This window comes from Flavobacteriales bacterium, assembly GCA_016704485.1.
In the GTDB taxonomy this organism is placed as follows: Bacteria; Bacteroidota; Bacteroidia; order Flavobacteriales_F; family PHOS-HE28; genus PHOS-HE28.
In genome coordinates this window covers 2,231,653-2,252,424 of record JADJAA010000001.1, presented here as the reverse complement: position 1 = coordinate 2,252,424, position 20,772 = coordinate 2,231,653, and the positions used below count along the sequence as shown (strand labels likewise).

18 protein-coding genes and 5 tRNA genes are annotated in these 20,772 nt (G+C 49.7%); 3 read left to right on the top strand and 20 right to left on the bottom strand.

Annotated elements, in window-relative coordinates:
• Positions 1-37: 37 nt before the first annotated feature.
• The 3 genes from IPF95_09555 to IPF95_09545 all read left to right on the top strand — a co-directional run bounded on the left by IPF95_09555 (position 38) and on the right by IPF95_09545 (position 3,039).
• The gene (locus IPF95_09555) at positions 38-2,320 is read left to right on the top strand and encodes a patatin-like phospholipase family protein (protein MBK6474938.1); all 2,283 of its coding nucleotides are present in this window, start codon (positions 38-40) and stop codon (positions 2,318-2,320) included.
• Positions 2,317-2,565, top strand: coding sequence for a hypothetical protein (locus IPF95_09550; protein ID MBK6474937.1), 249 nt, complete (start codon positions 2,317-2,319; stop codon positions 2,563-2,565). The genes IPF95_09555 and IPF95_09550 overlap by 4 nt, the downstream gene beginning before the upstream one ends.
• 66 nt (positions 2,566-2,631) lie before the next feature.
• Positions 2,632-3,039: a hypothetical protein gene (locus tag IPF95_09545; protein ID MBK6474936.1), complete on the top strand. Its 408-nt coding sequence runs from the start codon at positions 2,632-2,634 to the stop codon at positions 3,037-3,039.
• Between the two features lie 204 nt (positions 3,040-3,243).
• Here IPF95_09545 and IPF95_09540 read toward each other — a convergent pair whose 3' ends face one another.
• The 20 genes from IPF95_09540 to IPF95_09445 form a co-directional block, all read right to left on the bottom strand.
• Positions 3,244-3,564, bottom strand: a complete 321-nt coding sequence (locus tag IPF95_09540) for a DUF3467 domain-containing protein (protein MBK6474935.1) — start codon at positions 3,562-3,564, stop codon at positions 3,244-3,246.
• A 113-nt stretch (positions 3,565-3,677) separates the two neighbouring features.
• Positions 3,678-7,973 (bottom strand): DNA-directed RNA polymerase subunit beta', encoded by a 4,296-nt coding sequence (rpoC, locus tag IPF95_09535; GenBank protein ID MBK6474934.1) that lies wholly within the window; start codon positions 7,971-7,973, stop codon positions 3,678-3,680.
• A 52-nt stretch (positions 7,974-8,025) separates the two neighbouring features.
• Positions 8,026-11,847, bottom strand: a complete 3,822-nt coding sequence (gene rpoB, locus IPF95_09530; protein ID MBK6474933.1) for a DNA-directed RNA polymerase subunit beta — start codon at positions 11,845-11,847, stop codon at positions 8,026-8,028.
• A gap of 181 nt (positions 11,848-12,028) precedes the next feature.
• Entirely contained in the window at positions 12,029-12,403 is a 375-nt protein-coding gene (gene rplL / locus IPF95_09525) for a 50S ribosomal protein L7/L12 (protein MBK6474932.1), read from the bottom strand.
• Between the two features lie 107 nt (positions 12,404-12,510).
• Positions 12,511-13,044 carry a 50S ribosomal protein L10 gene (locus tag IPF95_09520; GenBank protein ID MBK6474931.1) on the bottom strand — a complete coding sequence of 178 codons (534 nt, stop codon included), beginning with the start codon at positions 13,042-13,044 and terminating at the stop codon, positions 12,511-12,513.
• A 20-nt stretch (positions 13,045-13,064) separates the two neighbouring features.
• The gene (locus IPF95_09515) at positions 13,065-13,763 is read right to left on the bottom strand and encodes a 50S ribosomal protein L1 (protein MBK6474930.1); all 699 of its coding nucleotides are present in this window, start codon (positions 13,761-13,763) and stop codon (positions 13,065-13,067) included.
• A 12-nt stretch (positions 13,764-13,775) separates the two neighbouring features.
• Positions 13,776-14,210, bottom strand: coding sequence for a 50S ribosomal protein L11 (rplK, locus tag IPF95_09510; protein ID MBK6474929.1), 435 nt, complete (start codon positions 14,208-14,210; stop codon positions 13,776-13,778).
• A 111-nt stretch (positions 14,211-14,321) separates the two neighbouring features.
• Positions 14,322-14,882, bottom strand: coding sequence for a transcription termination/antitermination factor NusG (gene nusG / locus IPF95_09505; protein ID MBK6474928.1), 561 nt, complete (start codon positions 14,880-14,882; stop codon positions 14,322-14,324).
• Positions 14,883-14,887: 5 nt separating this feature from the next.
• Positions 14,888-15,121: a preprotein translocase subunit SecE gene (gene secE, locus IPF95_09500; protein MBK6474927.1), complete on the bottom strand. Its 234-nt coding sequence runs from the start codon at positions 15,119-15,121 to the stop codon at positions 14,888-14,890.
• A 20-nt stretch (positions 15,122-15,141) separates the two neighbouring features.
• Positions 15,142-15,214 (bottom strand) — tRNA-Trp (locus tag IPF95_09495).
• Between the two features lie 89 nt (positions 15,215-15,303).
• On the bottom strand, positions 15,304-16,491 hold the full coding sequence (gene tuf, locus IPF95_09490) for an elongation factor Tu (GenBank protein MBK6474926.1): 1,188 nt from the start codon (positions 16,489-16,491) through the stop codon (positions 15,304-15,306).
• A gap of 97 nt (positions 16,492-16,588) precedes the next feature.
• Positions 16,589-16,660 (bottom strand) — tRNA-Thr (locus IPF95_09485).
• A 67-nt stretch (positions 16,661-16,727) separates the two neighbouring features.
• Positions 16,728-16,800: transfer RNA gene (locus tag IPF95_09480), tRNA-Gly, on the bottom strand.
• Positions 16,801-17,172: 372 nt separating this feature from the next.
• Positions 17,173-17,367 carry a hypothetical protein gene (locus IPF95_09475; protein ID MBK6474925.1) on the bottom strand — a complete coding sequence of 65 codons (195 nt, stop codon included), beginning with the start codon at positions 17,365-17,367 and terminating at the stop codon, positions 17,173-17,175.
• A 22-nt stretch (positions 17,368-17,389) separates the two neighbouring features.
• A tRNA-Tyr gene (locus IPF95_09470) sits at positions 17,390-17,472 on the bottom strand.
• 15 nt (positions 17,473-17,487) lie between these two features.
• A tRNA-Thr gene (locus IPF95_09465) sits at positions 17,488-17,560 on the bottom strand.
• Positions 17,561-17,870: 310 nt separating this feature from the next.
• The gene (locus IPF95_09460; GenBank protein ID MBK6474924.1) at positions 17,871-18,173 is read right to left on the bottom strand and encodes a ribosome-associated translation inhibitor RaiA; all 303 of its coding nucleotides are present in this window, start codon (positions 18,171-18,173) and stop codon (positions 17,871-17,873) included.
• Positions 18,174-18,205: 32 nt separating this feature from the next.
• Entirely contained in the window at positions 18,206-19,096 is an 891-nt protein-coding gene (locus IPF95_09455; protein ID MBK6474923.1) for a tyrosine-type recombinase/integrase, read from the bottom strand.
• A 194-nt stretch (positions 19,097-19,290) separates the two neighbouring features.
• A complete protein-coding gene (locus IPF95_09450) occupies positions 19,291-19,482 on the bottom strand; it encodes a 30S ribosomal protein S21 (GenBank protein ID MBK6474922.1) in 192 nt (63 codons plus the stop codon).
• 144 nt (positions 19,483-19,626) lie between these two features.
• Entirely contained in the window at positions 19,627-20,772 is a 1,146-nt protein-coding gene (locus IPF95_09445; protein ID MBK6474921.1) for an acyl-CoA dehydrogenase family protein, read from the bottom strand.

The window sequence follows — 20,772 nt, the reverse complement described above, 5'->3', positions numbered from 1 at the left end:
CGGTCCGCGCTAGCGGCCCTACTTTTGCGTTCCTCGTATGGAACGTTCGTTACTTTCAATTCTATTCCTCATCATTTTCACTCAGATCCATGGGCAGAAAGTGGGTATGGTCCTAAGCGGAGGCGGAGCTGTAGGCCTTACGCACATCGGCGTGATGCAAGCGTTGGAGGAGAATGACATTCCGATCGATTTCATTACTGGAAGCAGCATGGGGGCCTTGATCGGCGGCATGTACGCAGCAGGTTATTCACCATGGGAGATCGACTCACTTTTCAATACCGACCTATATAAGATCATGGCCGATGGTGGAATTGAGAAGCGCTATCAATACTACTTCAAACAAGATGCTCCCGATGCATCATTGATCAGTGTAAAGTTGGATCTGGATACCACTATTCAAACCAGTTTGCCCACTAATCTGCGCAAGCCTGCCTTATTGGATTTTGAGCAAATGCGAACCTTCGGGCCGGCATCCGCAGTTGCGCGGGAGAACATGGATAGCCTGTTCGTACCGTTCCGCTGCGTGGCCTCGGACCTCACAGATCAAACCTCGGTAACATTCAGCAGAGGAAATCTGGCAGAGTGCATTCGGGCAAGTATGTCCTACCCGTTCTATTTCAAACCCATCAGTGTGAATGGGCATTTAATGATGGACGGCGGCCTGTATAACAACTTCCCGAGCGATGTGATGTATAATGATTTTCTGCCGGACTTCATCATTGGCAGTAACGTATCCTACAACGCGCCACCACCCACCGAAGATGACCTGTTGAGCCAGCTGCGTGCCATGATGCAGGAACACACGAACTACACGGTGATCTGTGAGAATGGGGTGATCATTGAACCCCTGACCACCACCACCCTGTTCGATTTCAGCAACCCATCCATTGCAATAAAAGATGGGTATGATGCGGCGATGGCGCAAATGCCGGAGATACTTGCTCGAACGATCCGTAGAATGCCCCGTGCAGATTTGGAAGCCCGCCGTGAAGCGTTCCGTGCACGCATGCCAAAAATGGAATTCGGCGACGTAGTGATCCAAGGTTTGACGAAGTCGCAAAAGCGGTATGTGGCAAAGACCTTGTCACGCCGTGATAAATTAATGTCAATGGATCAACTGAAACCGACGTACTTCCGTTTGGTCGCCGATAGGAATATAGCTTCATTCTTTCCCAAGGCCACATATGACCATATGGCAAACAACTTCCGGTTGGAACTTAAAGCGAAGGCGGAAAAAGACCTTGAGGTCAAGTTCGGCGGAATGTTCTCATCACGTCCGATCAATACGGGAATGGTGGGTCTTCGCTATAATCTGTTCGGTTCAACCTCGGCTCGGATCGAAGCGAATTCATACTTCGGCAAGTACTATATAGCCGGTCAGGCAAAACTTCGGATGGACCTTTCCACAGCATCACCGCTTTACATAGAACCGGCATTCACGATCCACCGCTGGGATTATTTCCGAAGTTTCACCACGTTCTTTGATGAAGTGAGGCCAAGCTTCGTAGTGAACCGAGAGACCTGGGGTGGCATCAACGTAGGAATGGGATTGGGCAATAAAGGACTCTTACGGCTGGATGCAAAGATCGTGGAGACGAAGGATAATTACTACCAAACGGCAGAGTTCAGTGGACAGGATACTGCAGATGTCTCCTATTTCAGTCACTTTACGTCGGGACTGTTGATCGAACGGAACACACTTAACCGGAAACAACATGCCAATGCAGGTGAGTCGCTTGCTGGATCGATCCGGGTGGTTACCGGTCACGAAACCACGGACCTTGGTTCTACGCGTGCAGAGAACTTGATGGACCACCATTACAACCATGATTGGATAGTCGCCAAGATCACGTTGGACAAGTATTTCCTGCCAAGGGGCATATTCAAATTCGGTCTATTGGCTGAAGGCGTATTCAGCAGTATGCCCAATTTCGAGAATTATACGGAGAGCATTATCCGCAGCCCAGCATTCCGCCCTACGCCGGAAAGCCATACCTATTTCATCCCTGAATTCCGTTCTACCAAGTTCGTCGCAGGTGGAGCCCGCCTGATCGTTGCCGTTGCAAAGAATCGCTTCGATCTGCGTTTGGAAGGGTTCGTTTTCCAACCCTATGAGCCCCTGATCCAACAAACAGACGGCAGTGCTATAACAGGTCTAGGGTTCGACAAGCGGTATTACATGGGATCAGGGTCGCTGATCTACCAAAGTCCATTAGGACCGGTCTGGTTCAATACCAGTTACATTGATGGCTTAACGCAACCGTGGGTCTGGAGCCTCAATTTCGGCTACATCCTATTCAATCAGAAAGCACAGGAATGAGTGGCCTTATCACACATCTGCTCTTGGACCAATACGAAAGTGTGTCCGGTGAACTGGAAAAGCTGCAGACCGAGGACCGACCGGATGCAGCGTTGTGGGATCTGTTGGATGAACTGATGCTGGACCTGCATTTGATCAACCATGGATATGCCAAGGAAGGATACATTGAACACTTTGATCGGCGGTTGTTGGAAGTCTGTGCGGATGAGGGTGTTGCGGATAGGATGAAGGCTATTCGGTTCTGAGGGGGTAGTATTCAAAACCAGCTTAAGTTGTGCCTTGATCGTGACTTACGAACTATCGAAGAATTGATGAAAACCTTAATATATCTAGCGTTCGCTATGATCTTACATGCCTGTAACGGTCAAAATTATTTATCTGATGACAAACATCTGATCGGTGCCTATTACTTCTTTGAGGCAGGGCCACAAAGTTGTATTGTATACAATGGCCGTGAGGAGTATCGCGGTACTGGCGCTGAGGTTGTTCCTGGAAAGGTAATTGACACCTCAATTCGCGGGCACTACTTGGTAGCTACTAGTTTGAATGTAATCACTGGAACAAAGTCATATTGGGTCATTAATACCGATCGTGATATCAAGGCGTACTATCAAGGATCCATGTCTCAAACGTATTACGATAGCGTTCTCACCTCCAACGTATTGGGTCCTTTAAATTTTGGCCAATACGCAGCAATGCTTGACACACTTTCGCTCTAATTGTAACAAGCAAGATCAAGTATGCAAGTTTCACTTGCAATAAATGGTCTTGGCTTTCAACCCTAGACTCAATTAGACGGAGTTAACATGGTGCCTAAGCAAGGCACCATGTCCACTCCGTCCACCCAGTGCAATGACCCAACCGAACCCACAAAAAAAGCCCCAGCAATACGCCGGGGCTTTTAAAATTTTTAATAGGGTCACTTACGCTTGCGCCGTAGGCCCTCCGAAGCTCATCGGGATCTCGGTGGCTTCGCTTTCGCGGATAGGTCCATGAACGCCTTCATACTTCTGTACGTTATCTGCTAGGGCACGCATAAGGCGTTTGGCGTGTTGCGGAGTTAGAAGTACACGACACTTCACTTTGGCTTTGGGTACACCGGGCATAACACGCACAAAATCCAGAACGAATTCCGAATTACTGTGCGTAATGATGGCCAGGTTACTATAAATGCCATCAGCGATCTCTTCGCTGATCTCAATGTTCAATTGGTTCTGACGTGGTTGTTCTTTCTCGTCGGCCATGGTCTGTAGTTTATGTAGGCTTATTGGTCTAATTGTGTCGAATGAAAAACGGCAAGCGACCCGGTAGTGGATCAGCTTGCCGCTAGTTCAAATGCAACTTACTGTTCGCAAGATCATTCTTCGATCTCTTGTGCCTCTAATTTAGAGGCTAGCATACGCTGGTATTCGTCCTTATTCGCAACAATGTTCTTCTGGTAAGCGCGCACTCCGGTTCCAGCAGGGATCAGGTGACCAACGATCACATTCTCCTTCAGGCCGTTCAAGTGGTCTTCCTTCGCGTTCACAGCTGCCTCGTTCAACACCTTGGTCGTTTCCTGGAAGGAAGCTGCCGAGATGAAGCTTTCGGTCTGCAATGAAGCACGCGTAATACCTTGTAGCATGGTACGAGCCGTAGCAGGTTGTGCCTGACGGGCTTCAGCTAACTTCGAGTCCTTACGCTTCAGTACGCTGTTCTCGTCGCGGAACTTACGCAAGGTCAATAACTGACCAACGCGCAATGACTCGCTTTCTCCAGCATCTGTAACCACCATCATATCGAAGATCTGATCGTTCTCCTCCATGAATTCGGTCTTGTTCACGCTTTGCTTCTCCAAGAACTTGGTATCTCCGGGATCCTCGATCTCCACCTTACGCATCATCTGGCGTACGATCACTTCAAAGTGTTTGTCGTTGATCTTTACACCTTGCATACGGTAAACCTCTTGCACCTCGTTCACCAAGTACTCCTGAACCTTGGTAGGTCCTTGGATATCCAGGATATCGCCAGGCGCGGTGGAACCATCGCTAAGCGGCTGACCTGCTTTGATGAAGTCGTTCTCCTGTACCAGGATGTGCTTGCTCAAAGGCACCAGATAGTTCTTCTGCTCGCCGGTGCGGCTTTCCACAATGATCTCGCGGTTACCGCGTTTGATCTTTCCGTAGGAGATGATACCATCGATTTCGCTCACAACAGCAGGATTGCTTGGGTTACGTGCCTCGAACAATTCGGTAACACGCGGTAGACCACCGGTAATATCACCACCCTTGCCGGAGCTACGTGGGATCTTCACCAGAATGTCACCGGCTTCGATCTTTTGACCCTCACTAACTACGATGTGTGCACCAACCGGCAAGCTATAGCTCTTCAGCTCTTCTTTGCCTTTACCGTCCATAATGCGGATGGTCGGGTTCTTTTTCTTGTCGCGGCTTTCAACGATCACCTTCTCAGCGAATCCGGTCTGTTCATCGATCTCTTCACGGTAGGTCGCATTTTCTTCAATGCTCTCGAAGTCAAGCTTACCACTGAATTCGGAGATGATCACAGCATTGTACGCATCCCATATACAGATCAGGTCGCCTTTCTTCACTTTTTTACCACCTTTCATATAGATGAACGCGCCGTATGGGATATTGCTGGTGGTCAATACGATACCTGTATTGCTATCCACTATGCGCATTTCCGCACTACGGCTGATCACTACTTCGGCATCTTCTCCTTTGCGGTCTTTCTTACTGACCGTGCGCAATTCCTCGATCTCCAATACACCATCATACTTGGCACGGATCTCACTTTCCTCTGTGATCTTACCGGCCACACCACCTACGTGGAACGTACGCAGTGTAAGCTGGGTACCAGGCTCACCAATGGATTGTGCGGCAATTACACCAACTGCCTCGCCCATTTGGACGAATCGGCCAGTAGCAAGGTTGCGACCATAGCATTTGGCGCATACACCTTTCTTCTGCTCACAGGTCAATACACTTCGGATCTCCACTTCTTCGATCGGGCTGTTCGCGATCGCGGCTGCGATATCCTCGTCAATGTTCTCCCCACTAGCCACCATTAGTTCGCCAGTCTGTGGGTGATGCACATCGTGTACTGAGTTACGACCGAGAATACGATCATACAACGACTCAACGATATCCTCGTTCTTACGCAGTGCAGAAGCCAGAAGTCCACGAAGTGTACCGCAATCATCATTCGTGATGATCACATCCTGTGCAACGTCAACAAGACGACGGGTCAAGTAACCAGCGTCAGCGGTCTTTAGAGCCGTATCGGCAAGACCTTTACGTGCACCGTGGGTAGAGATGAAGTACTCGAGAATGGACAATCCTTCCTTAAAGTTGGAGAGGATCGGGTTCTCGATAATGTCCTGACCGCCACCAGCGCCACTCTTCTGCGGCTTGGCCATAAGACCACGCATACCACTTAGCTGACGGATCTGCTCTTTGGAACCACGCGCACCGGAATCCATCATCATATAGATGGAATTGAACCCTTGACGGTCCTTTTTGATGCGCTCCATCAAAGTATAGGTCACCTTACTGTTGGTGTGTGTCCAAATATCGATCGTTTGGTTATAACGCTCGTTGTTGGTGATGAGACCCATGTTGTAATTACCGGTAACCTCATCCACCTCGGCCTGTGCAGCATTAACCAGCTTCTCTTTTTCAGCTGGAACGACAACGTCATCCAAGTTGAAGCTAAGTCCGCCATGGAATGCACTCATGAACCCGAGGTCCTTAATATCATCCAAGAACTGAGCAGCGCGTGCAGTTCCGGTCTCCTTAACGACCTTACCAATGATGTCACGCAACGCTTTTTTGGTCAATACGTCATTGATGAAACCAACTTCCTTCGGTACCACTTCATTGAAGATGGTACGGCCGCAAGTCGTGTCAATGATCGCAGATTTACCGTGGAAATCAACCCAACGCAGTTTAATGTGCGTGTGCAGATCGAGTTGTTTCTCGTTATAGGCGATGATCACCTCTTCCGGGCTGTAGAACGTACGTCCTTCGCCTTTCATGGTGCGTTCCTCGTCGGTAACGCGGCCTTTGGTGATGTAGTACAGGCCCAACACCATGTCCTGGCTAGGTACCGCGATCGGCGCTCCATTAGCAGGGTTCAAGATATTGTGGCTGGCCAGCATAAGAAGCTGAGCTTCTAGAATTGCGGCGTTGCCCAATGGCACGTGAACAGCCATTTGGTCACCGTCGAAGTCAGCGTTGAATGCTGTACAAACGAGCGGGTGCAATTGGATAGCCTTACCCTCGATCAATTTAGGTTGGAAAGCCTGGATACCTAGACGGTGAAGCGTAGGAGCACGGTTCAATAGAACCGGGTGTCCCCACAATACGCTTTCGAGGATATCCCAAACAACGGGTTCCTTCTTATCTACGATCTTCTTCGCGCTCTTCACCGTTTTCACGATGCCACGCTCGATCAATTTGCGGATAATGAACGGTTTGAAGAGCTCAGCTGCCATATCCTTCGGCAAACCACACTCGTGCAATTTCAGTTCAGGACCAACAACGATCACGGAACGTGCGCTATAATCAACACGCTTACCGAGCAAGTTCTGGCGGAAACGACCTTGCTTTCCTTTCAGCGAATCGCTCAAGGATTTCAATGGACGATTGCTTTCGCTCTTTACGGCACTGCTTTTACGGCTGTTATCAAAGAGGCTGTCCACAGCTTCCTGCAACATACGCTTTTCGTTACGCAGTATCACTTCCGGCGCCTTGATCTCCACCAAACGCTTCAAGCGGTTGTTACGGATGATCACTCGACGGTATAGATCGTTGAGGTCAGAAGTAGCGAAACGGCCACCATCCAATGGTACCAATGGGCGAAGCTCAGGCGGAATAACAGGCACCACCTTCACGATCATCCACTCGGGCTTGTTCTCCATGCGCGTATTCGCATCACGGAAAGCCTCAACAACGTTCAATCGCTTCAACGCCTCGGTCTTACGCTGCTGGCTTGTCTCCGTGTTGGCCTTATGGCGCAGGTCGTAGCTCAAACCATCAAGGTCCAAACGCTTCAACAGATCATACAAGGATTCAGCGCCCATTTTAGCGATGAACTTGTTGGGATCCGTATCGTCCAGATACTGATTCTCCTTGCCTAGCACATCAAGGGTATCCAAGTACTCTTCTTCGGTGAGGAAGTCGAGGTACTGAAGTGCTTCACCCTCTTTGTTCATGGCCGGACCTGCTTGGATCACTACATAACGCTCATAGTAGATCACTTGGTCCAACTTCTTGGTAGGTAGGCCCAATAGATAACCGATCTTATTCGGTAAGCTGCGGAAATACCAGATATGAGCCACGGGCACAACCAATTGGATGTGTCCCATACGCTCACGACGTACTTTTTTCTCGGTCACTTCAACACCGCAACGGTCGCAAACGATCCCTTTGTAACGGATCCGCTTGTATTTACCGCAATGGCATTCGAAATCCTTAACAGGACCGAAGATGCGCTCGCAGAAAAGTCCATCACGCTCCGGCTTATAGGTGCGGTAATTGATGGTTTCCGGCTTGATCACTTCGCCATGGCTGCGCTCGAGGATCTGCTCGGGGCTGGCCAGACTGATAACGATCTTATTGAAGTTGCTGTTGAGCTTTACTTCCTTCTTCATGTTGTCGCGTTACTTGCTTGCGTTCTTAGTAAAGTTGCTCTTAACCAATGGCTTACTCCAATGAAACATTCAATCCCAATCCACGCAGTTCGTGGAGCAGAACGTTGAAGGATTCCGGAATTCCAGGGGTCGGAAGGGGTTCTCCCTTCACAATAGCCTCGTAGGCCTTTGCACGTCCCAAGACATCATCACTCTTAACGGTCAGGATCTCTTGCAGGATATTAGCGGCACCGAATGCCTCCAATGCCCACACCTCCATCTCACCGAAGCGCTGTCCACCGAACTGTGCCTTACCACCGAGCGGCTGCTGGGTGATCAAGCTATACGGTCCAATGGAACGAGCATGCATCTTGTCATCCACCATGTGTGCCAGTTTGATCATGTAGATCACACCCACGGTAGCTGGTTGGTCGAAACGAACACCGGTTCCACCATCGTATAGGTAGGTCTTACCGTTACGTGGAACACCTGCTTCGTCCGTTTCCTTATTGATCTGATCCAAAGTGGCACCATCGAAGATCGGTGTCGCATACTTGCGACCCAGTTTCTTACCGGCCCAGCCCAATACGGTCTCATAGATCTGCCCCAAGTTCATACGGCTAGGTACGCCCAATGGATTAAGAACGATATCCACCGGAGTACCATCCTCCAAGTAAGGCATATCCGCATCGCGAACGATCTTGGCAACGATACCTTTGTTTCCGTGGCGGCCTGCCATCTTATCACCAACGGTAAGCTTACGCTTCGCAGCAATATAGACTTTCGCCAATTTGATGATACCTGCTGGCAGTTCATCGCCGATGCTCACTTGGAACTTCTTGCGCTTGTACACACCGCTGATATCGCCGTGGCGAATATTGTAGTTGTGGATCAGCTCACGAACTTGATCGTTAACCTTTTTCTCAGAGGTCCATTCAGTTGGATCCACCGTGATGAAGTCCACGTTGGATAGAACCTTTGCGCTGAACTTCACGCCCTTCCGGATCTGTTCCTCTTTGTATTTGTTGAACACGCCATTGCTGTTCATACCTTCCAGAAGGACCATCATCTTCTCAACCATGTGGTTGTTGAACGTGGCCAATTCCTTATCGTATTCTTTATCGATCTGCTCAAGAACACCCTTCTCGCTGCCTTTGGACTTTTTATCCTTCACGGCACGCGCGAAGAGTTTTTTGTCGATCACAACACCTTTGATGCTTGGCGGAGCCTTCAAGCTCGCGTCCTTCACATCACCGGCCTTATCACCGAAGATCGCACGGAGCAATTTCTCCTCTGGGCTTGGGTCGGTCTCTCCTTTCGGAGTGATCTTACCGATAAGGATATCACCTTCACCGATCTCAGCACCAATACGGATCAGACCGTTCTCGTCCAGATCCTTGGTTGCTTCTTCGGATACGTTCGGGATATCAGAGGTCAATTCCTCTAGGCCACGCTTCGTATCGCGCACCTCCATGCTGTACTCATCGATATGGATGCTGGTGAAGATGTCTTCACTGGCCACGCGCTCACTGATCACGATCGCATCCTCGAAGTTGTAGCCCTTCCATGGCATGAATGCCACTTGTAGGTTACGACCGATCGCCAATTCGCCATCTTCAGTTCCATATCCTTCGCAAAGGGTATGGCCCGCACTCACCTTCTCGCCCTTGGTAACTACCGGACGAAGGTTCATGCATGTGCTTTGGTTGGTCTTCAAGAATTTGGTGAGCTTGTATTCTTTCTCGTCACCATCGAAGCTTACGTTACGCTCATCGTCCGTACGCTTGTACTCGATCACGATCCGGTCGCTGTCAACATACTTCACAACGCCTTCACCTTCAGCAACGAGCAAAACGCGGCTGTCGCGAGCTACCAATTCCTCTAGTCCGGTGCCAACGAATGGCGCTTCCGGCCGCAACAAAGGCACGGCTTGGCGCATCATGTTCGATCCCATCAACGCACGGTTGGCGTCATTGTGCTCCAAGAACGGGATCAAGCTAGCTGCAATGGACGCGATCTGGTTCGGAGCAACGTCCATCAGATGCAGTTCGGTCGGCTCCACTACTGGGAAGTCGCCCATCAACCGCGCTTTAACACGGTCGGTCTGGAAATCGCCCTTATCGTTGATCTTCGCATTAGCCTGCGCGATCATCTTGTTGTCTTCTTCCTCGGCACTGAGATAGGTTACATCACCTTTCAGGTCCACTTTCCCCTCGTTAACCGAGCGGTAAGGTGTCTCGATGAAGCCGAGTGAATTGATCTTGCTATAAACACACAGTGAACTGATCAGACCAATGTTCGGTCCCTCAGGGGTCTCAATGGTACATAAACGACCATAGTGGGTATAGTGAACGTCACGCACTTCGAAACCTGCACGCTCACGGCTTAGACCACCGGGTCCAAGCGCCGACATACGGCGCTTGTGAGTGATCTCACTTAGAGGGTTCGTTTGGTCCATGAACTGGCTCAACTGGTTCGTTCCGAAGAACGAGTTGATCACCGAGCTCAAGGTCTTTGCATTGATCAGGTCCGTAGGTGTAAATACCTCGTTGTCACGCACGTTCATGCGCTCGCGGATGGTACGGGCCATACGGGCCAGACCAACGCCGAATTGGGCGTGCAATTGCTCACCCACGGTACGTACACGACGATTGCTCAAGTGGTCGATATCGTCCACATCAGCTTTGACGTTCACCAACTCGATCAGGTACTTGATGATGAAGATGATATCCTCCTTCGTCAACACCCTCACGCTCAGTTCACTTTCAAGGCCCAACTTCTTGTTTATCCTATAGCGACCTACCTCACCAAGGTCATAGCGCTGCTCACTGAAGAACAACTTGTCGATAACACCACGAGCCGTTTCCAGATCAGGTGGTTCCGCATTACGCAATTGGCGGTAGATCACCTCTACAGCTTCCTTCTCGGAATTCGAGGTATCCTTTTGTAAGGTGTTATAGATCAATGCATAGTCTGCGGCATTCACTCCAGCTTTGTGCAGGATGATCGTTTTAGCTCCACTCTCCACGATCTCATCAACGTGAGACTCTTCAATGACCACCTCACGGTCGATCATCACCTCGTTACGCTCGATGCTTACCACCTCACCGGTGTCTTCATCCACGAAATCCTCTACCCAGGATTTTAGAACGCGAGCAGCCAGTTTACGGCCCACTGCGTCTTTGATATTGGCTTTGGTCACCTTGATCTCGTCAGCCAGGTCAAAGATCTCCAGAATGTCCTTATCACTCTCGTAACCGATAGCACGTAACAGTGTGGTTACGGGCAATTTCTTTTTACGGTCGATGTAAGCATACATCACACCGTTGATATCGGTCGCAAATTCGATCCATGAACCCTTGAACGGGATAACACGGGCAGAATACAATTTAGTTCCGTTGGCGTGGCGGCTTTGGCCGAAGAACACACCAGGGCTACGGTGCAACTGGCTCACGACCACACGCTCAGCACCGTTCACTACGAACGATCCTTTAGGGGTCATGTACGGGATCTGTCCAAGGTACACGTCCTGTACAATGGTCTCAAAATCCTCGTGCTCCGGATCGGTACAATACAATTTCAACTTGGCCTTAAGCGGCACGCTGTAGGTCAACCCACGCTCTATGCATTCATCGATGCTATAGCGTGGCGGATCCACGAAGTAATCGAGGAATTCCAGCACGAACTGGTTACGGGTATCCGTAATGGGGAAGTTCTCGCTGAATACTTTAAAGAGGCCCTCGCTCACGCGCGCCTCTGGAAGTGTTTCAATTTGGAAGAATTCCTCAAAGCTTTTCAGCTGAATATCAAGGAAATCGGGATATTGGATCGATGCAGGGCTTGAGCCGAAATCGATGCGTTTGCTTTTCTTGGAACTGGTCTTCGCCTGAGCCATGTGTGCGTGTAGGGGGGAAGGAGTGCGACCGAAGGATCTTAAGAACTGAGCACGATCATCTGCGTCAAGATCAAAATGCAGGATCGTGTATTGTTGCCAACTAAGTGGCTACAGACGAGACAGCCGGAAAGGCCCGCCTTGGGGCCTCTCCATGCTGCTGTGCTGCGAGCGCTGTTGTGGCTTACTTAACCTCAACTTCTGCTCCGGCTTCCGTCAATTGCTGCTTCAGACTTTCTGCATCCTCTTTGGATACACCTTCCTTCAGCGGCTTAGGGGCACCGTCCACTAGGTCTTTCGCCTCTTTCAATCCGAGACCGGTAAGTTCTTTCACCAGTTTGACTACTTGAAGCTTGTTAGCTCCGCTAGCCTTAAGGATAACGTCAAAGCTCGTCTGCACGATAGCAGCTTCGCCACCACCGGCCGCTGGGCCAGCTACAGCAACAGCCGCGGCTGCTGGTTCGATCTTGTATTCGTCTTTCAGGTATTGAGCGAGTTCACTAACCTCTTTTACTGTTAGGCCAACGAGTTGGTCGCCGATTGATTTGATGTCTGCCATCTTTGGTTTTTGTTACAATTTTGAGAAATTCGAGTTGGAAGTGCGTAACGCGTTTAGTCTTGTTGGTTGGGGCATCCGCCGTATAGCGGATGCCTTTACGGATCTTTTTAAGCTGCTCTTTCTTCGAGTGTCTTAAGCAAAGCACCGATCTTATGTCCAGCACCTCCTTGAAGGCCGCTGATAACATTTGTCATAGGACTTTGTAGCATGGCGATGATATCGCCAATAAGTTCTTCTTTGCCTTTCAAGGTCGTGAGCATGATCAGGTTCTCGTCTCCGATGAATACTGCCTCATCGATCCAAGCACTTTTCAATTCCGGCTTAGTCTTCTCCTTGGTACGCAGGCTTTTAATGAGCTTTGCGGGAGCGTTTCCCTTCTCAGCATACATCACAGAGGTCTGTCCCACTAACGTAGGCATCAATTCACTGTAATCCTTGCCATCGATCTGCTCCATTGCTTTACGCAGGAGCGTATTCTTTACCACCTTCAGTTTAATGCCTTGCTTGTGACAAGCGCGGCGTAGGATGCTGGTGTCCTCCGCATTCATGCTGGAGGTATCTGCCAAGTAAAGCACGTTGGTGCCCTTGATCTCTTCTACCAAGATGTCAATTGCTTGGTTCTTTTCGGTACGTGTTGCCATTTTTGTACGCTTTTTTGGGATCAGGCCACTTGAACTGTGCGGGTATCAACCAACACACTTGGGCTCATTGTACTACTAATGCTAATGCTTCTGATGTATGCGCCCTTAGCTGTGCTTGGTTTCAGCTTGGCCAGGGTAAGAAGGATCTCGTTGGCGTTCTCGCTCAACTTGGCTGCGTCGAATGAAGCCTTGCCTATAACGGCATGTATCACACCTGCTTTATCCACTTTGAAGTCGATCTTACCGGCCTTGACGTCCTTCACGGCTTTGGCCACATCCATGGTCACAGTACCCGTTTTCGGGTTCGGCATAAGACCACGCGGTCCGAGAACACGACCCAAAGCACCCACTTTGGCCATAACGGCCGGCGTGCAAATGATCACATCCACATCGGTCCAACCGCCTTTGATCTTTTCAACGTAGTCGTCCAGACCGGCCATGTCAGCACCAGCTGCAACGGCTTCCTCCACTTTCGCAGGATCAGCCAATACAAGTACTCGGACATCACGACCTGTGCCATGTGGCAAGCTCACGGTACCCCGCACCATTTCGGTGCTCTTCTTTGGATCCACGCCCAATCGAACAGCAATATCCACTGTACCATCGAATTTGGTATTACTTACTTTCTTCACGATCTCCGTAGCCTCATCAAGCGTGTAGATCTTGGTGGCGTCGTACATCGCCAGCGCCGCTTTGCGCTTTTTGGTCATCTGTGCCATAGCGTGCTGGGTTTAGAATGGTTGATCTCCTGTTACTGTTACACCCATGCTACGAGCAGTTCCTGCTACCATTCGCATGGCGCTTTCTACAGAGAAGCAATTGAGGTCTGGCATTTTGTCCTCGGCAATGGCTTTCACCTGATCCCAAGAAACGCTTCCCACTTTTTGACTGTGAGGAATACCACTACCGCCTTTGATCTTGGCAGCATCGATGATCTGCACCGCAGCTGGTGGCGTTTTGATCACGAAGTCGAACGACTTGTCGCTGTAAACGGTGATCACTGCAGGAAGAACTTTACCTGCCTTGTCCTGCGTACGTGCATTGAACTGCTTGCAGAATTCCATGATGTTGACCCCTTTGGCACCAAGAGCTGGTCCGACCGGTGGTGATGGGTTGGCCGCTCCTCCCTTGATCTGGAGTTTAATGAGGCCCGATACTTCTTTCATTCTTCGTTTGTTGTGTCCTGTTTAACGTTCACCTAAGGTGGACTCGGACTGGTTTTTCATTTCTATGCACGATGCACCCATCGTGTATTGGATGTGCCGTTGCGAACAACCTCACATTTCTTTTTCTACTTGCATGAAGCTCAGTTCAAGCGGAGTCTTCCGTCCGAAGATCTTCACCATTACTTTAAGTTTCTTCTTTTCTTCGTTGATCTCCTCGATCATTCCGTTGAAACCATTGAAAGGCCCATCGATGACCTTAACGGTCTCACCCATATGGAACGGGTTATGGTTGCTTTCATCAGCATCGGCAAGTTCATCAACCGTTCCGAGGATCCGGTTCACTTCTGCCTGCCGCAATGGCATTGGCTCTCCGCCCTTTTCAGCGCCAAGAAAGCCGATAACATTCGGCATTTGCTTGATCGTGTGAGCGATCTCACCGGTCAGATCCGCTTCCATAAGAACATAACCTGGAAAGAAATTACGCTCCTTGCTCACTTTCTTACCGTCGCGGATCTGGAAGAACTTCTCCATCGGGATAAGCACTTGAGCCACATGGTTGCCGAGGGTTGAACGACGGATCTCCGTATCGATCAATTCCTTCACCTTCTTCTCCTTACCGCTGATGGCACGTACCACGTACCACTTTTTAGTTGATGTAGTCGTCTCGGCCATCGCGTTTACTGGATCAGTTTATAAATGAAACCGATCATCCCTTTCCATGGATTGGTATCCCCTTGGCCCATATTCTGAACGCCGAAGATGTAATCCATCAAAAAGATTATCAACGATATGATCAACGCTGAAACCAGGACAACAATAGCGCTGGCTTGTAGGTCCTTCCAAGTAGGCCAACTCACTTTGTGAACCAGCTCGTTGTAGCTTTCGCTAACGTATGTTTTTATGCTTGCCACTTGTTCTATCTTTTTACTTGCACGGGTGGCAGGAATCGAACCCGCAGCCTAAGGTTTTGGAGACCTTCGCTCTACCAATTGAGCTACACCCGTAGGTCTGTTCCTGTTCCCCTACCCTTGGGGTGGCGAAGGCCGGTCCGCCGATTGCGGACCGGCCTTGCCTCCCGTTGAGGTTTTGGAATTTATTTAACGATCTCAGTTACCTGTCCAGCTCCTACGGTACGTCCACCCTCACGGATCGCGAAACGAAGACCCTTGGACATAGCAATCGGAACGATCAATTGTACACTGATCGTAACGTTATCACCAGGCATGATCATCTCACGACCTGCTTCCATCGTGATCTCCCCGGTTACGTCCGTTGTCCGGAAGTAGAATTGAGGGCGATACTTGTTATGGAATGGTGTGTGACGGCCACCCTCTTCTTTCTTCAACACATAGATCTCAGCTTTGAAATCGGTGTGTGGAGTAATGCTTCCTGGCTTAGCGATGACCATACCACGACGGATCTGATCTTTCTCAATACCGCGAAGTAGAAGACCAACGTTGTCACCAGCTTCACCACGATCGAGAAGCTTGCGGAACATTTCAACACCCGTACAGGTGCTCTTCATCTTTTCTTCCTGCATTCCGATGATCTCCACCTCTTCGCCGGTTTTTACTACACCGGTTTCAATACGGCCGGTAGCAACAGTACCACGACCTGTGATAGAGAATACATCCTCCACGCTCATCAAGAAAGGCTTGTCAACCTCACGAGGAGGAACTGGGATCCAGGTATCAACAGCATCCATCAGAGCCATGATGCTATCAACCCACTTCTCCTCACCGTTCAGTCCGCCCAAAGCGCTACCACGGATCACAGGGGTATTGTCACCATCATAATCGTAGAATGAAAGAAGTTCGCGAACCTCCATCTCAACGAGATCGAGCAATTCAGCGTCATCCACCATATCCACTTTGTTCATGAATACGACCAATTTAGGAACACCAACCTGACGACCAAGAAGAATGTGCTCACGGGTCTGAGGCATCGGACCATCTGTGGAGGCAACCACAAGGATAGCTCCGTCCATTTGCGCAGCACCAGTAACCATGTTCTTCACATAGTCAGCGTGGCCTGGGCAATCAACGTGTGCGTAGTGACGGGCAGCCGTCGAATATTCCACGTGTGAGGTGTTAATTGTAATACCGCGTTCTTTTTCCTCCGGTGCGTTATCGATAGAATCGAAGCTACGCATCTCAGAAAGGCCTTTGCCGGCCAGAACTGTAGTAATTGCCGCGGTCAACGTGGTCTTACCATGGTCAACGTGACCGATGGTACCGATGTTGACGTGGGGTTTATCCCTTTTGTAAGTCTCCTTTGCCATTTTGGTTCGGTATTGTTCCTGTTGTTAAGGTCCTTTATTCGTTGTACCAAGCGTATCGAAACCATCGTCTACGCCAGTGCCCTAGTATTCGCTGTTGAGCCTTTGCCGGGAATTGAACCCGGGACCTCTTCCTTACCAAGGAAGTGCTCTACCTCTGAGCTACAAAGGCTGATCTGTTCATTCTTCATTCGCACTTTACTTCTCTTTTTCAAGAGACATCTGGTGGTTTTCAGTAGAGCGGGAGACGAGACTCGAACCCGCGACGTTCAGCTTGGAAGGCTGATGCTCTACCAACTGAGCTACTCCCGCATTTGTTTTATTCATTTGAGCGATGTTCATCTTGGATCTGCCGTACGGCAGACTACCAACTGAGCTACTCCCGCATTTGTTTTATTCATTTGAGCGATGTTCATCTTGGATCTGCCGTACGGCAGACTACCAACTGAGCTACTCCCGCATTTGTTTCATTCATGTGAGCGACGTTCATCTTGGATCTGCCATTCGGCAGACTACCAACTGAGCTACTCCCGCATTTGTTTCATTCATGTGAGCGACGTTCATCTTGGATCTGCCGTACGGCAGACTACCAATTGAGCTACTCCCGCATTTGTTTTGGTGGCTATCATTCAGCACTGAATGGTCTTGATATGGACCTGTCCTGCAACCGACTTTCTTCCTCCATTATTTGGTCTTTGCTCGATCACCTTCCATTTCTCGTACCTCATATTTAAGGTCGTGAAAATTGAATAGGCGATCATTTTCGGTTCTTTCCAGTAGGAACCCATAGCGATCACATCGATCGAAAGGGTCCCAACGGTCGAACCGAGTGCTAGGGTTCAACTTCTCTTCACCTTTGCTTTTGTCTGGAAGCGACATTAGCGGCTCCGTGGAGTGTTAGTGGGGAGAGCAGGATTCGAACCTACGAAGTCGTAAGACAGCAGATTTACAGTCTGCCCCCGTTGGCCGCTTGGGTATCTCCCCTGAACCAATTCACGGAGCCAATGAAGGGACTCGAACCCCCGACCGGCTGATTACAAATCAGCTGCTCTACCAGCTGAGCTACATTGGCCTGTACAACAAAGAAAAGAACGTACGTTTTCCTTCTTCGAAACCATAAGGTCCCGATTTGGGCCTGCAAAGGTAGATAAAGATCCGGTTCCCACCAAAGGATGGATGAAAGAAAATTCAGTTCGGCATGTGCTTTGATCGGAGCCACGCTATAATCACCCACGATCACGACTGTCTTTAGAAGCAAAAGACCAGTGATATCGGAGGCTCACAGGTCGGCTCATCACGGAACCGATGAAGGCCGGTATTTTATGGACAAGGCCACTACGCTGAGCTAGAGGCCATATCCGTACCCATGATCGATCGATCACTTAAATGGCTCGGGACTTTTCTTTGGTCTTTTCAGCTTGACTGCGCAAAGCTTCAATGGTATTTACAGCAGCTTCTTCGAACGTTTTACCTTGTCGTTTGGCAAATAGGTCGTTGCCAGGAACGGCAAGGCGGATCTCCACCACTTTGTTCTCGCGGTTATCACCATCGTGTTCCAATCTAAGGAACACATCACCGGATAGTATGCTATCATTGAACTGTGTTAGTTTACTGAGTTTTGTTTTGATGAACTCTACCAGTTTAGCATCGGCATTGAAATGAATGGAATGGACGTTCACGTTCATGGTCTTAAATGGTTGGTTGGTTCTACATAGCGCTAAGCCCCTCCTCTTGGATGGGCTTGAGCATGGACTTTTCTAAGTTTTTCTACTGTGTTATGGGTGTAGACCTGGGTGGCTGCAAGGTTCGCATGCCCTAAGATCTCCTTTACTGCATTAAGGTCTGCTCCGTGCTCTAACATGTGTGTAGCGAAGGTATGCCTCAGGACGTGTGGGCTGCGTTTTTTTTGTGAGGTGACCCCACTAAGATAGTGAGTAACGAGTCGTTGGACGGTACGACGCGCCAACGGTTCACCATTTTTATCAATTAACAAACCATCTGCTCCTCTTGCTCCTCCGAATAGGACTGTCCTTTTCTTGAGGTAATTTGCAATGTTCTTGGTCAAGTCATCGCCCAAGGGGAGGATCCGTTCCTTATTGCGTTTACCCAGCACTCGCAAGCTGTTTGCGCCTAGATCAATGTCTCCGACCTTGAGCCCCATGAGCTCCGCCAAACGCATACCGGTGCCATAGAGCAGTTCCAGGATCAACCGGTCCGTCATTCCTTTAAACCCTTCAGGCCATTTCAGGTCATCGAACATACACTCAAGCCTCTGTTCTTCAACGAATTCAGGTAAGCGCTTAGGCGTTTTAGGTGGATCAATGAGGGCCGTAGGGTCAATTGTGACCGCACCTATGATCCGAGCAAATCGGAAAAAACTACGCAGTGAACTGAGCTTGCGGTTCACGCTTCTAGGTCCCGTGTCCTCCTCCATAAGGCGCATCATCCACATGCGCACCACTTTATCGGTGGCTTTCTCCGGTTCATTCACCCCGAATTCTTTCAGGAATGCGGCGAATTGCTTCAGGTCCCGTTGGTAGGCGGAAACAGTATGTGCACTGTAGCGTTTTTCGTAGGTAAGGTGATCAACGAACCGGTCCAATAACATCACGACCAAGGTAACGGCCGAATTAACCGGTCCAGTATGTTCCTCGACGAGTTGTTAATTACGTCTTGTTCGTTTGAAGAGCCTTAGGTCCAGCCGACCTGATCAAACCAATATATTCCAGAACTACCGCTAAAAAATAAAAGGCGAAAAAGCCTTGATGGTCTTTTCGCCTTTCGGTGAGGGGTCGGTCGGTCCTAATCGTCTGCTACTTGTAGAGTAAGCTTGTATGCAGCGCGGATCATTTCTTTTCGACGGTCCACTGAAGGCTTGATGAACGCTTGACGCTTGCGCAATTGACGCATTGTCTGGGTGCGCTCGAATTTCTTCTTGAACTTCTTGAGCGCCTTATCGATGCTCTCGCCTTCTTTTACCGGAATGATCAGCATATGCCTGTGTCTTTTTTGCTTAGGGGGCGCAAATATAAGGAGCGGATCGATCGCCGCAAGTTCGGATCAAAGAAATATTATTCGATCCATCGGTGAGCATGAACCGATCGCCGTTGGGATCAGGATACAATATACCGTCGGGGCCTACGCCTTCAGCAAATTCCTACTGATCACCACTTTCTGGATCTCGCTGGTTCCCTCTCCGATCGTGCAAAGCTTGCTGTCACGGTAGAATTTCTCCACCGGGAAATCCTTGGTGTATCCATATCCACCGAAGATCTGCACCGCTTCATTGCTGGCCCAAACGCAAACTTCGCTCGCATAATACTTGGCCATTGCGCCTTCCGTGGTCATTTCTTTATGCCTGTTCTTCAGATCAGCAGCACTTAAAGTAAGCAGTTCGGCAGCTTCGATACGGGTCGCCATATCGGCCAATTTGAACGCAATGGCCTGGAAATTGGCGATCGGCTGGCCGAATTGCTCGCGTTCCTTGGCGTATTTAACACTGGCCTCAAATGCACCCTTGGCAATACCAAGGCTCAAAGCCGCGATACTGATACGGCCTCCATCCAACACCTTCATGGCTTGTTTGAAGCCATCTCCCTCTTTACCAAGAATGTTTGCCTCGCTTACCCTGCAATCCTCAAAGATCACCTCTGCGGTCTCACTAGCACGCATGCCCAATTTATTCTCCTTCTTTCCGGCTTTAAGGCCTTTGGTCCCACGTTCCACAACGAATGTGGTCATCCCGTTACTATCCAGCAGGCCACCGGTCCGTGCGATCACAACGACCACATCACTGCATTGACCATGTGTGATCCAACATTTCGTGCCATTCAATACCCATTCATTGCCCTCTTTACGTGCCGTGCATTTCATGCGCATGGCATCGCTGCCCGTGTTCGGTTCCGTGAGTGCCCAAGCACCCAACCATTCACCGGAAGCCAGTTTAGGCAACCATTTGAGTTTTTGTTCGTGACTACCGAATTGTAGGATATGTCCGGTACACAAACTGTTATGAGCGGCAACGCTAAGGCCAACGGATCCGCAGATCTTAGCCACTTCAACGATCGTGGTCACGTACTCGAAATACCCTAATCCTGCCCCACCATATTGTACCGGGACCAAAACCCCCAGCATCCCAGCAGGGCCGAATTGTTTCTTGAAAAGGTCGATCGGCATATGCTGACTTTCATCCCAATCCATCACATTGGGGCGTAATTCACGCTCACAAAGGTCACGCACGGCTTGTGCGATCATGGTCTGGTTCTCCGTTGTGCTGAAATCCAT

Bases quoted from the DNA above. Each gene is read 5' to 3' on its own strand.
- rpoC (MBK6474934.1), bottom strand. From the start codon at position 7,973: ATGAAGAAGGAAGTAAAGCTCAACAGCAACTTCAATAAGATCGTTATC.
- nusG (MBK6474928.1), bottom strand. From the start codon at position 14,882: ATGGCCGAGACGACTACATCAACTAAAAAGTGGTACGTGGTACGTGCC.
- IPF95_09550 (MBK6474937.1), top strand. From the start codon at position 2,317: ATGAGTGGCCTTATCACACATCTGCTCTTGGACCAATACGAAAGTGTG.
- rplL (MBK6474932.1), bottom strand. From the start codon at position 12,403: ATGGCAGACATCAAATCAATCGGCGACCAACTCGTTGGCCTAACAGTA.
- rpoB (MBK6474933.1), bottom strand. From the start codon at position 11,847: ATGGCTCAGGCGAAGACCAGTTCCAAGAAAAGCAAACGCATCGATTTC.
- IPF95_09455 (MBK6474923.1), bottom strand. From the start codon at position 19,096: ATGTTATTGGACCGGTTCGTTGATCACCTTACCTACGAAAAACGCTAC.
- IPF95_09520 (MBK6474931.1), bottom strand. From the start codon at position 13,044: ATGGCAACACGTACCGAAAAGAACCAAGCAATTGACATCTTGGTAGAA.
- IPF95_09515 (MBK6474930.1), bottom strand. From the start codon at position 13,763: ATGGCACAGATGACCAAAAAGCGCAAAGCGGCGCTGGCGATGTACGAC.
- rplK (MBK6474929.1), bottom strand. From the start codon at position 14,210: ATGAAAGAAGTATCGGGCCTCATTAAACTCCAGATCAAGGGAGGAGCG.
- IPF95_09545 (MBK6474936.1), top strand. From the start codon at position 2,632: ATGAAAACCTTAATATATCTAGCGTTCGCTATGATCTTACATGCCTGT.
- tuf (MBK6474926.1), bottom strand. From the start codon at position 16,491: ATGGCAAAGGAGACTTACAAAAGGGATAAACCCCACGTCAACATCGGT.
- IPF95_09460 (MBK6474924.1), bottom strand. From the start codon at position 18,173: ATGAACGTGAACGTCCATTCCATTCATTTCAATGCCGATGCTAAACTG.
- IPF95_09540 (MBK6474935.1), bottom strand. From the start codon at position 3,564: ATGGCCGACGAGAAAGAACAACCACGTCAGAACCAATTGAACATTGAG.
- IPF95_09475 (MBK6474925.1), bottom strand. From the start codon at position 17,367: ATGTCGCTTCCAGACAAAAGCAAAGGTGAAGAGAAGTTGAACCCTAGC.
- IPF95_09555 (MBK6474938.1), top strand. From the start codon at position 38: ATGGAACGTTCGTTACTTTCAATTCTATTCCTCATCATTTTCACTCAG.
- IPF95_09445 (MBK6474921.1), bottom strand. From the start codon at position 20,772: ATGGATTTCAGCACAACGGAGAACCAGACCATGATCGCACAAGCCGTG.
- IPF95_09450 (MBK6474922.1), bottom strand. From the start codon at position 19,482: ATGCTGATCATTCCGGTAAAAGAAGGCGAGAGCATCGATAAGGCGCTC.